We start from the raw sequence: 11,850 nt of genomic DNA on the forward strand, positions 1-11,850 counted from the left end.
CGTTTGATCCGGCGCCTTCTGCGCACAAGGAGTTGAAAGACCATGTTCGACACTCTGTCCGACCGTCTCGGCTCCGTCTTCGATCGCTTGAAGGGCCGCGGTGCGCTGTCCGAACAGGACGTGCGCGACGCGATGCGCGAAGTGCGGATCGCTCTGCTCGAAGCGGACGTGGCTTTGCCCGTTGTGCGCCGCTTCATCGATGCTGTCACCGAACGCGCCATCGGTCAGGATGTATTGCGTTCCGTCACGCCTGGACAGCAGGTCATCAAGATCGTCGATGACGAGCTGACCGCGATGCTCGGCGGGGGCGATGACGCGGATGCGGATGCGGGCAAGCTGAAGCTCGAGGCAAAGCCGCCGGTCGTGATCATGATGGTCGGCCTGCAAGGCTCGGGTAAGACGACGACCACCGCCAAGCTCGGCCGCCTTATCCGCGAAAAGCATGGCAAGAAGGCGCTGATGGCCTCGCTCGACGTCAATCGTCCGGCGGCGCAGGAACAGCTTCAGGTGCTGGGCACCCAGGTCGATGTCGCGACCCTGCCGATCATTCAGGGCCAGCAGCCGGTCGATATCGCGCGCCGCGCGCTCGAAAGTGCGAAGCTTCAGAACGCCGACGTTCTCCTGCTCGATACGGCGGGCCGCCTGCATGTCGACGAGGCGCTGATGGCCGAGATGAAGGCTGTCGCCTCGGTCTCGACGCCCACCGAAGTGCTGCTCGTCGTCGACAGCCTGACCGGTCAGGACGCGGTCAACGTCGCCAAGAGCTTCACCGACGAAGTGCCGCTGACCGGCGTCGTGCTCACCCGGATGGACGGCGATGCGCGCGGCGGCGCGGCGCTCTCCATGCGCTTCGTTACCGGGAAGCCGATCAAGTTCGCGGGTACGGGCGAGAAACTGGACGCGATCGAGGCCTTCGACCCCAAGCGCGTCGCGGGCCGCATTCTCGGCATGGGCGATGTCGTCAGCCTCGTCGAAAAGGCGGCGGCCAGCGTCAAGCAGGAAGACGCCGAAGCGCTCGCCAAGAAGATGGCGAAGGGCCAGTTCGACCTCGACGATCTGCGCATGCAATTGAAGCAGATGCAGAACATGGGCGGGCTGGGCATGCTGGCAGGCATGATGCCGGGCATGAAGAAGGCCAAAGCCGCGATGGCGCAGAGCGGGATGGACGACAAGGTGCTCGTCCACATGGATGCCATCATCGGCTCCATGACCGCCAAGGAAAGAAAACGGCCCGAACTGATGAACGCCAAGCGCAAGAAGCGCGTGGCGGCAGGTTCGGGCACGCAGGTGCAGGACGTCAACAAGGTGCTGAAGATGCATCAGGAGATGGGCCGCGCCATGAAGCAGATCAAAAAGATGGGCGGATTGAAAGGCCTCGGCGCGCTGTTCGGCGGCGGTGGCGGGGGAATGGGTGGCGGAATGCCCGGCCTTCCCGGCGCCGGTGGGGGCGGTGCCGGTGGGAAGGGCCCCGGCGTCGATCCCAGCACGCTTCCGCCCGATCTTGCCCGTTTATTGAACAAGAAGTGATTTCAAAAACTTACACTCGAAAGGTGAATTAACATGGCAGTTGCAATCCGTCTCTCGCGCGGTGGCGCCAAGAAGCGTCCGTATTATCGCATCGTCGTCTCCGACAGCCGCGCCCCGCGCGACGGCAAGTATTTGGAGCAGATCGGCACTTACAACCCGATGCTGCCCAAGGACGACGAAGGCCGCGTGAAGATCGACGAAGATCGTGCGCGCCACTGGATCGGCGTCGGCGCCGTTCCTTCGGACCGTGTCGCCCGTTTCCTCGACAAGGCGGGCATCGTCGAGCGTGCCGCCCGCAACAACCCCAAGAAGGGCGAGCCGGGCGAAGCCGCCAAGGAACGCGCCGAGGAAAATGCTGCCAAGGCCGCTGAAGCCGAAGAAGCCAAGAAGGCCGCCGAAGCCGAAGCCAGTGCTCCGGCCGAGGAAGAAACTGCCGCCGCCGATGAAGGCGCTGCTGCGGAAACCGCCGAAACCGCGGGCGAGACCGAAGACAAGGCCGAGGGCTGATTACGGATACCTTTCCGACTTCGCTCGACGCCGATGGCCGTTGAGCGAAGTCGGGAACAATCCCGGCGGCAGGCATGTCACACGAACCGATTACCCTTGCCGCCATTACCGGAGCGCATGGCGTTGCCGGAGAGGTGCGCCTGAAATTGCTAGGCGATGGGCTGGAAAGCCTGAAATCGCACAAGCACTACAATGACGGTGCATTGACGCTGCAAAAGATCCGCAGCGACAATAAGGGCGGGGCGATCGCCCGGTTCGCGGGTATCGACAATCGCACCGCTGCCGAAAAGCTGCGCGGCACCACGCTGAGTGTTTCGCGAAACGATCTGCCGCCGTTGGAAGACGGCGAATTCTATCACTCCGACCTGATCGGTCTCGCGGTCGTTACCGATAGCGGCGAGCCGGTGGGCGAGGTGCGAGCGATCGAGAATTTCGGCGCCACCGATATCGTCGAGATCGAAAAGCCCGACGGCAAGAGCTTCATGATCCCGCTGACCGAGCAGGCCGTTCCCGAATGGAACGCCGAGCGGCTGGTGATGAGCGCGGACTTTCTGGACTGAGGAACCGTTCCGTCCTGCAAGCCATTGGTTTTGCATGATTGCCAAGCCTTCTCTCTTCACTCCAATCGCAGTTCTGGCACTCGCGGCCTGTTCCTCCGATCCGGACACCTCCTCGCCCGAACAGTCCGATGCGGACACCATCGCCGACACCAGATCTACAGATCGCTCCTCGTCGGCGAGCTACGAAGGCCGGTTGGAAAGTGGCGCGGAATGCAGCCTGCTCGTAACGCCCGACGGACGCCGATTGGCCGTCGATCTTGCGGAAGACACCTTCGGCCCCGGTGATTATGTCAGGATCACGGGCGAGCTGGCGGATGCAAGCTTCTGCATGGCGGGGGAGAAGACGCTCGTGGCGAACACCATCGAAGCTGCCGAACCTCCCGCCCGCGATCGCGATCCGGCGCGTTCCGGGGGAGTAGCGCTGACAGCGCGCTATCTTGTCGGAGATTGGGTAGCCAAGGGTGCGTCGGCGGATTGCGCAGAACCCGATTTCTCGATCCGCGAGACTCCCGGCGCCTTGGTACTCGAAGGTGCTATATCGGACCATGACGATGATGCTCGCCTGGTACTGGGCGATTATCCGCGCCTCGATCTTGATGCGCCAAGGGCCGATCTGCCTCTCGAGAGCCGCGGCCCGGAGGGGTTGGCAATCCTGCGCCCCGCAACCGACGCAGCCTACGAGCCGGTGACGATCGGTTCGGCCACCATCGCCGGCGACGGAGCGGTGTTCGTCAAATGCGGGTAATGGCGCGACCTAGCGCCGCAGCGGGCGTTCTTCCGCCAGGTGGTTGCGGATCGTCGTCGCCGCGACGCCGGCCTGGCCCATGGCGTGGCTGATCTGGTCGAGGCCGACCACCACGTCTCCTGCGGCAAACAGGCCGGGCACGCTGGTTTCCAAGTGATCGCCGACGAGGATGCAGCCTTCATCGCTGACATCGGCGCCGCAATCCACTGCGAGGCCGGAGCGGATTTTCGAACCCAGCGCGGGATAGATGCTGTCGAACGCCAAGCGGCCCTCTGCGGTATCGACCGCCAGTTTACCCTGCTCGATCGCGAAATTGCCGCACGGCCCCGCGACCCGCGCGATCCCCGCATCGTCGAGCGCGCGCGAGCATTTTTCGTCCAGATCGTGGTCGCCATGCGGGCTGATCAGCGTGATATCAGCGGTATAGCCGCGCAGGAACTGCGCTTCGGCAGTGCCGTGATCGCCCGTCCCGATCACGCCGACGCGCTTGTCGGTCACTTCGTAACCGTCGCAGATCGGGCAATATCGGAGCAGTCCTCGTGAGAGCGCTTCGGAATGGAGCGCCTCGTCCATCCCAACGGGCTGATTGTTGACGACACCGGTCGCGAGCAGGACGGTGCGGGCGCGATAGGTTTGATCGTCGCAGTGGACTTCGAAAAGCTCGCCCGTTTTCGTCAGCCGGGTCACGCGCTTCGGTTCGCGCAGCGCGCCGTATTTCGCCGCCTGATCGCGCATCCGGCCCAGCAATTCGTCGCCGTTGATTCCGTCCGGAAAGCCCGCATGATTGTGGCTGGTCGGAATCCAGCTCGCACGGCTGGTGCCGCAATCGAACAGGCGGATCGAGAGATGGAACCGCGCCAGATAGATCGCCGCCGTCAGCCCGGCGGGACCAGCGCCCACGATGATGCAATCGTCGATATGCTCGCTCATGGCGGTCCGAACGCGCGGGATGGCAAAGCGTTGCCGCGCCGCCTAAAGCGCGCGGCATGACCTTCGCCGCCACCGTCCTGACGCTGTATCCCGAAATGTTTCCCGGCCCACTCGGCGTGTCGCTGGCCGGGCGCGCTTTGGAGCGCGGGGACTGGTCGTGCGAGGCGGTGCAGATCCGCGACTTCGCGACCGACCGGCACCGCACGGTGGACGACACGCCCGCAGGGGGCGGGGCGGGCATGGTGCTGAAGCCCGACGTGCTCGGCCGTGCGCTCGACAGCGTGAGCGACGAGCGCCCCGTACTCGCCATGACGCCGCGCGGAAAGCCGATCGCGCAGGACCGCATCCGCGAAATCGCGGCGGGGCCGGGCGTCACCATCCTGTGCGGCCGGTTCGAAGGCTTCGACGAGCGGCTGTTCGAAGCCTATCCTCAGGTCGAAGAGGTCAGCCTGGCGGACATCGTCCTGTCGGGCGGAGAGACCGCCGCGATCGCCATACTCGATGCTTGCATTCGCCTCGTTCCGGGAGTAATGGGCGCGGCTCTTAGCGGGGTCGAGGAGTCGTTCGAGGACGGCCTGCTCGAATACCCGCAATACACCCGACCTCAAGACTGGGAAGGGCGCACGATCCCCGAAGTGCTGCGATCGGGGGATCATGCGAAGATCGCCGCGTGGAGGAAAGCCCGCGCGGAGGAAGACACACGGTTACGCAGGCCGGACCTTTGGGAGCGCTACAGTGGCGCTCGGGACCAGCCTGCCTCTGGCGCGCGGCGAAACGATTAAGGGACCAGGCAATGAACCTGATTCAGACGCTCGAAGCCGAAGCGATTGAAAATCTCGGCAAGGATATTCCGGAATTCCGCGCGGGTGACACCGTGCGCGTCGGCGTGAAGGTCGTCGAAGGCCAGCGCGAGCGCGTGCAGAACTTCGAAGGCGTGGTGATCGCGCGTTCGAACCGCGGCATGGGTTCCAACTTCACCGTGCGCAAGATGAGCTTCGGCGAGGGCGTGGAACGCGTCTTCCCGCTCTATTCGCCGATCGTCGACAGCATCACCGTGGTCCGCCGCGGCGTGGTGCGTCGCGCCAAGCTGTATTACCTGCGCGGCCGCACCGGCAAGAGCGCGCGTATTGCCGAGCGCAAGACGGTTTCGCCCAAGGCGTAAGCTTTTCGCGATCAGAGAATTGGAGGGCTCGGCGGGCGACCGCCGGGCCCTTTTTCGTTGCGGGCGAGAACTCGTGCGACAACGCTTGCGGCAAATGACAACCCGGCTAGGCTGCGCACCATTTCGCAATCACGGGACGCCTTTCTTGCCATGCGCCATGTCATTACCGCCGCCATCCTCCTCGCCGCCGCGCCGCTCGCCGCGCCCGTTTTCGCGCAGGACAGCGCGATGAGCCAGAGCGCGGACCTCACCTTCGAGCGCGTTTTCGCGTCGCCCAGCCTCGACGGGCCGAGCCCGCGCCAGGCGAAGCTGTCGCCCGATGGGCGCTATCTCACCCTGCTGCGCAATCGCGAAACCGACCGCGAGCGCTACGATCTGTGGGCCTATGACCGCGAGAGCGGGGAATGGTCCATGCTGGTCGACAGCGAGAAGCTCGGTTCGGGCCGCGAATTGTCCGAGGACGAGAAGATGCAGCGCGAACGTGCGCGCGTCGGCAGCCTCAAGGGGATCATCGCGTATCAATGGGCGAGCGATGGCAAGGGCGTGCTCGTCCCGCTCGACGGCGATCTCTACCTCGCGCGTCTGGACGGCGACGTGGTGCGCCTGACCGATACGGAAGAAAGCGAGCTCAACCCCGCGCTCAGCGAAACGGGCGCCTTCGTCTCCTTCGTGCGCGATCGCAGGCTCTGGGTCGGCGAAGTGGGCGAGGAGTCCGCGCCGATCACGCCCGTCGAAGCGAACGAAAACGTCCGCTGGGGCGAAGCGGAATTCGTGGCGCAGGAGGAAATGGGTCGTCTCACCGGCTATTGGTGGAGCCCCGACGACAAGCGGATCGCGGTCGAACGCTTCGACGAGAGCATGGTCGGCGTCGTCACACGGGCCGCCATCGGCGCGACCGGCACGAAGGTTTTCGACCAGCGCTATCCCGTCGCGGGCAGTGCCAACGCCCTGGTCGAACTGTTCGTGATGGATCCCGATGGCGGCAATCGAGTGAAAGTGGATCTGGGCGAAGAGACCGACATCTACATTCCCCGCGTCGATTGGGCGCCCGATGGTAGCGTCCTCTTCGTCCAGCGCCAGAATCGTGAGCAGACCGTGCTCGACGTCTTGCGGGTCGATCCGGCGACCGGCGAGAGCACGGTGATCCTTACCGAGGAAGCCGCAACGGACGATTACTGGATCAATCTATCGGACAATTACCGCTTCCTGAAAGATCGCACGCTGCTGTGGTGGTCCGAAAGCGATGGGTTCGGCCATCTCTATCTGCGAACGACCAAGGGGCCGATCCAGCTGACCGAAGGCGACTGGGTGGTCCAGAAGCTGATCGGCGTGGACGAGGCGCGCCGCCGGGCCTGGTTTACCGGTAAGCGCGACGGGGTGCTGGAAACGCACGTCTATGCGGTCGATCTCGACCGGCCGGGATCGATTGAGCGGCTGACCGAGCCGGGCTACACCTACGACGCCTCGATGGACGGCAAAGCGCAGACCCTGCTGATCTCTCGCTCTTCCCCCACGCAGCCGCCGCAAAGCTATATCGCGGATGCGCAAGGCAATCGCCTGACCTGGATCGAAGAGAACGCGCTCGACGCCGGTCATCCCTACGCGCCGTATCTGGCCAGCCATCGCGCACCCGAATTCGGTACGATCCGGGCCGAGGACGGAACCGAACTCTACTGGAAGATGATCAAGCCCGACATGGAGCCGGGCAAACGCTATCCGGTTTATTTCTATCACTACGGCGGTCCGGGGCCGCAGACGGTGCAGAAGGACTGGAGCGGCCCGCTGGAACAGGCGATCGTGGACAGGGGCTATATCTGGTTCGAGCTCGACAATCGCGGATCGAACAATCGCGGCGTCGCGTTCGAACAGCCGATCTACCGCGCGATGGGCGGCGTCGAAGTGCGAGACCAGAAGGCGGGCGCGGAATATCTGAAGACGCTCGATTTCGTCGATCCCGACAAGATCGCCATCGATGGGTGGAGCTATGGCGGATACATGACGCTGAAACAGCTCCAGGCCGATCCGGGCCTCTATGCCGCCGGGATCAGCGGTGCGCCGGTGACCAAGTGGGAGCTCTACGATACGCACTACACCGAACGCTACATGGGAACGCCGCAGGCGGACGGTGCGGCTTACGAAGCGGCATCGGCTATTCCGAACGCGGCTAAGATCAGCGATCCGCTGCTGATCATCCACGGCATGGCGGACGACAACGTCGTGTTCGAGAACGCGACCGAGATCATCGCGGCGATGCAGGAAGCCAATGTGCCGTTCGAAATGATGCTTTATCCCGGCTACACCCACCGCGTGTCGGGCGAGAATATCTCGCCGCACCGCTACAACACTGTGTTCCGCTTCCTCGAAAGCAACGGCGTGACGCCGCCCGAGTGAACTTTCGCAGGCCGGGGGCCGCTCTGATAGCCCGCATTGGCGGCACCCCAGCCATTGTGCCCTTGCGGGTCCATTCTCAGCCGCTATCTCGGCCCCGTACAAGAATTGGAGATTTGCTTTGGGTTATCGGGTAGCCGTGGTCGGCGCGACGGGAAATGTCGGGCGCGAAATCATGATGGTGCTGGCGGAGCGGGGCTTCCCATGCGACGAGGTGGCCGCAGTCGCGTCGAGCCGCAGCCATGGCTCGGAGGTCGAGTTCGGCGACACCGGCAAGATGCTGAAATGCCAGAACATCGAATATTTCGACTGGAACGGCTGGGACATCGCCCTGTTCGCCGCGGGCAGCGGCCCGGCCAAGGAATACGCGCCCAAGGCGGCCGCGGCGGGCTGCGTCGTCATCGACAACAGCTCGCTCTATCGCATGGACCCGGACGTGCCGCTGATCGTGCCGGAAGTGAACCCGGATGCGATCCACGATTACAAGAAGCGCAATATCATCGCCAATCCGAACTGCTCGACCGCGCAGCTCGTCGTCGCGCTGAAGCCGCTGCACGATGCCGCCACGATCAAGCGCGTCGTCGTCTCGACCTATCAGTCGGTTTCCGGCGCGGGTAAGGCGGGGATGGACGAATTGTTCGAACAGAGCCGTGCGATCTTCGTGGGCGACTCGGTCGAGCCGGTGAAATTCACGAAGCAGATCGCCTTCAACGTGATCCCGCACATCGACGTCTTCCTCGACGATGGTTCGACCAAAGAGGAATGGAAGATGGTGGTCGAGACGAAGAAGATCCTCGATCCCAAGATCAAGCTCACGGCCACCTGCGTGCGCGTGCCCGTCTTCGTGGGCCATTCCGAAGCGGTCAGCATCGAATTCGAAAACGAGATCAGCGCAGAACAGGCGCATGACATCCTGCGCGAGGCGCCCGGCTGCATGCTCGTCGACAAGCGCGAGGACGAGGGATACATCACGCCGGTAGAGGCCGCAGGCGACAGCGCGACCTATATCAGCCGCGTGCGGGAGGACCCGACGGTGGAAAACGGCCTCAATCTGTGGTGCGTTTCCGACAACCTGCGCAAGGGCGCGGCGTTGAATGCGGTGCAGATCGCGGAACTCCTTGGTCGCGAATGCCTTAAGAAGGGGTGATATCCCCCCGTATTCTCTCCGGCCTCGCTTGCGCGCTGCTTCTTATCAGCTGCCAGCAGGCGACCGGAGACGATCCGGGCGGGCAGGGCGCGGCCAATTCTGAGGACGGGTCCGCTGATCCGGCTTCGCAGCTTCGCCTTCGGGCCGACGGTCTCGAAGTGACGAGAGCCGAAGGCATCTACCTCGCATTCGACAGCCCGCGCGAAACGGTGGAGCGCGAGCTCGCCCGTGTCCTCGGCCCGATCGCCGACCGCAGCCGCAACGCGGAATGTGGCGCGGGCACGGTGGATTCCACCAGCTTCCCAGGAGGGTTTACCGTCAATTTCCAGGCGGGCCGGCTGAAGGGCTGGGTTCTGAAAGATCCGGGCGGCAGCACGAACGAAATTACTACCGATAAAGGGATCGGACTTGGCAGCGATGAAGGTGCGCTCGACAAGGCCTATTCCGTGGAATCGGTGGACAGCACGCTGGGCGACGAATTCGTCACCGACCAAGGTATTTCCGGTTTCCTGACCGGTCAGGAGGGATCGCGAAAAGTGGAGGCGCTTTATTCCGGAACGACCTGTTTCTTCCGCTGAGATGACACCGCAGACCGACCATTTCGCCAGTTTCGACGGCACGCAGCTCGCCCTGCATCGCATGGGCGAGGGCAGGCCGCTGGTGCTGCTTCACGGGCTGTTTTCCAGCGCGCAGATGAACTGGATCCGCTTCGGTCATGCCGAACGCATCGGGCGCCTCGGCTATGAGGTCCTGATGCTGGATTTCCGCGTCCACGGTGACAGCGCATCCCCGCGCGAGGCAGAGGCGTATCCGCAAAACGTGCTGGTACGCGATGCGGCGGCGCTGGTCGATCATCTCGGTCTTGCAGATTACGATCTCGGCGGCTTCTCGCTCGGCGCGCGGACATCCCTGCATGCAGTCGCGCACGGCGTTCTCGATCCGGCGCGGCTGATTATCGGCGGGATGGGCACGGCGGGTCTTGGCGAATGGGAAAAGCGCGCCGCCTTCTTCCGGCGCGTGATCGACGAATTCGACGCCATTCCCAAGGGCGATCCGGCCTATTTCTCTATGCAGTTCCTCAAGTCGCAAGGCGTGGACAGAGTCGCCGCGCGCCACCTTCTGGGGACCATGCCCGATCTCGATCTGGCGCTGATCGAACGCATCACCATGCCGACGCTGGTCGTCTGCGGGGACGAGGATCGCGACAATGGATCGGCGGGAGAGCTGGCGTCGCTGCTCCCCAATGCCGATTTCGTCGAAGTGCCGGGGACGCATATGGGCAGCGTCACGAAGCCCGATCTCGGCCGGGCGATGGCGGACTGGCTCGGGCCGCCGCCCGCTTGATTTACCGCCATGGCGCGGTCAGACGGTGAATGGACAAGGCAAGGGGGCAGGCATGAAAGCGAAACGCATGATCGGGGTGGCGATGGCAACGGCCCTTCTGGCCGCGTGCGCGCCCAACGCCATGGACCGTACTGCCGGGCCCGCCCGATCGGCCAGTGACACGCCTGGGGCTCTGTTCGTGGCCGGCAAGTTCGGCAATACGCTGGCCCGGATCGATCTGGCGACGGGGCGGGAGACTGCGCGCGTCGACAGCTGCGCAAATCCGCACGAACTGGCGACCGCACCGGACGGGGAGCATGTCGCGCTCGCCTGCTATGGCGGCACCACGCTCGATATCTTTCGCACCGCCGACCTTGCCAAGGTGCGCAGTATCGAGCTCGGCGACAATGCGCGGCCGCACGGGATCGTCTGGCATGCCAATGGCGATCTTTACGCGACGGCAGAGGGGCGGCAGTCGATCTTTTGGGTGAAGGACCCGCTCGATACGGCCCAGCTGTTCGAATATGGCAGCGGGCAGCAGGGCACGCACATGCTCGTGGTCTCGCCCGATGCGCGCCATGCCTGGACGACCGATCTTGGCTCCAAGACGGTGACTCGCATCGATCTCGTCACGCGGCGAGCGCCGCAGTCGGTGGAAGTCGGCGTGGAGCCGGAAGGCATCGCGCTCGCCCCCGATGGACGGACTCTGTACGTTTCCGCGCGCGGATCGGACGAGGTCTATGCCATTTCGGCCGCGACGATGGATGTGCGCAAGACGATTCCGGTCGGCCAATTCCCGCTGCGGATCGCCGTGCGGCCTCAGGGCGATTTTGCCGTGACGTCCGATCTGGAAGACGGCGCTCTGACCGTGATCGATCTGGCGCGCGGCGCGTTCGTGCGCAGCATCGCGGTCTCGAGCGCCGAAGAAGCGCAGGAGCGGTTCCAGGTCACAATCCTCTGGTCGCCCGATGGCGAGCGTATCTATGTCGCGGAGACCGGCACCGACACCATCGCCGAAGTCGATTTCGCGACCGGAAAGGTCCTGCGCCGCCTGTCGGGCGGAGATGGTGGCGATGGGCTGGCGATATTGGGAGGTGCGCGATGACCAGACCGGCTCTTCCAATCGTCGGCTGGCGCGAGCTGGTCCATCTGCCCGAACTCGGCCTCCACAATCTTCCCGCCAAGATCGACACCGGCGCGCGTACGTCTTCGCTCCACGCGACCGTGCTCGACGAGTATGAGCGCGACGGCGAGCAATTCGTGCGTTTCGCAGTCGATTTTCCGCAGCAGCATGTCCGGCAAGTGTGCGAGGCGGTGCATATCGACTGGCGCGGCATCACCAGTTCCAACGGCAAGACGCAGCGCCGCCGCATCATCAAGACCCCCCTCAAGATCGGCGATGTCGAATTTCGCGCCGAAATCAGCTTGGCCAACCGGGCCGACATGCGATTTCCCATGCTGATCGGGCGATCTTCGCTTAGACGCCGATTCGTGGTCGATTCGGGCCATTCCTGGATGCAGACGCCCAACAGGAAGACGACCGAGGGCCATAAGCCATGAG

13 protein-coding genes are annotated in these 11,850 nt (G+C 64.1%); 12 read left to right on the forward strand and 1 reads right to left on the reverse strand.

From position 1 onward, the window contains the following. Window positions 1-42: 42 nt before the first annotated feature. The 4 genes from ffh to J7347_RS02380 all read left to right on the forward strand — a co-directional run bounded on the left by ffh (window position 43) and on the right by J7347_RS02380 (window position 3,339). A complete protein-coding gene (gene ffh, locus J7347_RS02365) occupies window positions 43-1,527 on the forward strand; it encodes a signal recognition particle protein (protein WP_209160680.1) in 1,485 nt (494 codons plus the stop codon). A gap of 33 nt (window positions 1,528-1,560) precedes the next feature. Then, entirely contained in the window at window positions 1,561-2,034 is a 474-nt protein-coding gene (rpsP, locus tag J7347_RS02370) for a 30S ribosomal protein S16 (RefSeq protein ID WP_209160681.1), read from the forward strand. 74 nt (window positions 2,035-2,108) lie between these two features. Further along, entirely contained in the window at window positions 2,109-2,594 is a 486-nt protein-coding gene (rimM, locus tag J7347_RS02375; protein ID WP_209160682.1) for a ribosome maturation factor RimM, read from the forward strand. Window positions 2,595-2,628: 34 nt separating this feature from the next. Further along, entirely contained in the window at window positions 2,629-3,339 is a 711-nt protein-coding gene (locus tag J7347_RS02380) for a DUF5818 domain-containing protein (RefSeq protein ID WP_209160683.1), read from the forward strand. Between the two features lie 9 nt (window positions 3,340-3,348). On the opposite strand, the gene J7347_RS02385 is transcribed toward J7347_RS02380, so the two are convergent. Next, a complete protein-coding gene (locus J7347_RS02385) occupies window positions 3,349-4,269 on the reverse strand; it encodes an NAD(P)/FAD-dependent oxidoreductase (RefSeq protein WP_209160684.1) in 921 nt (306 codons plus the stop codon). Window positions 4,270-4,325: 56 nt separating this feature from the next. Here J7347_RS02385 and trmD point away from each other — a divergent pair, with 56 nt between their 5' ends. The 8 genes from trmD to J7347_RS02425 all read left to right on the forward strand — a co-directional run bounded on the left by trmD (window position 4,326) and on the right by J7347_RS02425 (window position 11,849). Continuing rightward, window positions 4,326-5,051, forward strand: a complete 726-nt coding sequence (trmD, locus tag J7347_RS02390; protein ID WP_209160685.1) for a tRNA (guanosine(37)-N1)-methyltransferase TrmD — start codon at window positions 4,326-4,328, stop codon at window positions 5,049-5,051. Between the two features lie 11 nt (window positions 5,052-5,062). Further along, window positions 5,063-5,431 carry a 50S ribosomal protein L19 gene (rplS, locus tag J7347_RS02395; RefSeq protein WP_067679024.1) on the forward strand — a complete coding sequence of 123 codons (369 nt, stop codon included), beginning with the start codon at window positions 5,063-5,065 and terminating at the stop codon, window positions 5,429-5,431. A 150-nt stretch (window positions 5,432-5,581) separates the two neighbouring features. Next, a complete protein-coding gene (locus J7347_RS02400) occupies window positions 5,582-7,822 on the forward strand; it encodes a S9 family peptidase (protein ID WP_209160686.1) in 2,241 nt (746 codons plus the stop codon). Window positions 7,823-7,940: 118 nt separating this feature from the next. Next, complete coding sequence (locus tag J7347_RS02405) at window positions 7,941-8,966, forward strand: aspartate-semialdehyde dehydrogenase (protein WP_067679018.1); 1,026 nt, start codon at window positions 7,941-7,943, stop codon at window positions 8,964-8,966. Then, on the forward strand, window positions 8,963-9,544 hold the full coding sequence (locus J7347_RS02410; protein WP_209160687.1) for a hypothetical protein: 582 nt from the start codon (window positions 8,963-8,965) through the stop codon (window positions 9,542-9,544). Before J7347_RS02405 ends, J7347_RS02410 begins: the two co-directional genes overlap by 4 nt. A gap of 1 nt (window position 9,545) precedes the next feature. Continuing rightward, the gene (locus tag J7347_RS02415; protein WP_209160688.1) at window positions 9,546-10,310 is read left to right on the forward strand and encodes an alpha/beta fold hydrolase; all 765 of its coding nucleotides are present in this window, start codon (window positions 9,546-9,548) and stop codon (window positions 10,308-10,310) included. A 52-nt stretch (window positions 10,311-10,362) separates the two neighbouring features. Continuing rightward, window positions 10,363-11,394, forward strand: a complete 1,032-nt coding sequence (locus J7347_RS02420; RefSeq protein ID WP_245173766.1) for a YncE family protein — start codon at window positions 10,363-10,365, stop codon at window positions 11,392-11,394. Beyond that, window positions 11,391-11,849, forward strand: a complete 459-nt coding sequence (locus J7347_RS02425; RefSeq protein ID WP_209160689.1) for a RimK/LysX family protein — start codon at window positions 11,391-11,393, stop codon at window positions 11,847-11,849. The genes J7347_RS02420 and J7347_RS02425 overlap by 4 nt, the downstream gene beginning before the upstream one ends. Window position 11,850: the final 1 nt, after the last annotated feature.

Origin of the sequence: Erythrobacter sp. A6_0 (assembly GCF_017744235.1) — a bacterium.
In the GTDB taxonomy this organism is placed as follows: Bacteria; Pseudomonadota; Alphaproteobacteria; order Sphingomonadales; family Sphingomonadaceae; genus Qipengyuania.

What these genes read in the sequence shown, in the direction of transcription:
- ffh (WP_209160680.1), top strand. Translation starts at nt 43, where the DNA reads ATGTTCGACACTCTGTCCGACCGTCTCGGCTCCGTCTTCGATCGCTTG.
- rpsP (WP_209160681.1), top strand. Translation starts at nt 1,561, where the DNA reads ATGGCAGTTGCAATCCGTCTCTCGCGCGGTGGCGCCAAGAAGCGTCCG.
- rimM (WP_209160682.1), top strand. Translation starts at nt 2,109, where the DNA reads ATGTCACACGAACCGATTACCCTTGCCGCCATTACCGGAGCGCATGGC.
- J7347_RS02380 (WP_209160683.1), top strand. Translation starts at nt 2,629, where the DNA reads ATGATTGCCAAGCCTTCTCTCTTCACTCCAATCGCAGTTCTGGCACTC.
- J7347_RS02385 (WP_209160684.1), bottom strand. Translation starts at nt 4,269, where the DNA reads ATGAGCGAGCATATCGACGATTGCATCATCGTGGGCGCTGGTCCCGCC.
- trmD (WP_209160685.1), top strand. Translation starts at nt 4,326, where the DNA reads ATGACCTTCGCCGCCACCGTCCTGACGCTGTATCCCGAAATGTTTCCC.
- rplS (WP_067679024.1), top strand. Translation starts at nt 5,063, where the DNA reads ATGAACCTGATTCAGACGCTCGAAGCCGAAGCGATTGAAAATCTCGGC.
- J7347_RS02400 (WP_209160686.1), top strand. Translation starts at nt 5,582, where the DNA reads ATGCGCCATGTCATTACCGCCGCCATCCTCCTCGCCGCCGCGCCGCTC.
- J7347_RS02415 (WP_209160688.1), top strand. Translation starts at nt 9,546, where the DNA reads ATGACACCGCAGACCGACCATTTCGCCAGTTTCGACGGCACGCAGCTC.
- J7347_RS02420 (WP_245173766.1), top strand. Translation starts at nt 10,363, where the DNA reads ATGAAAGCGAAACGCATGATCGGGGTGGCGATGGCAACGGCCCTTCTG.
- J7347_RS02425 (WP_209160689.1), top strand. Translation starts at nt 11,391, where the DNA reads ATGACCAGACCGGCTCTTCCAATCGTCGGCTGGCGCGAGCTGGTCCAT.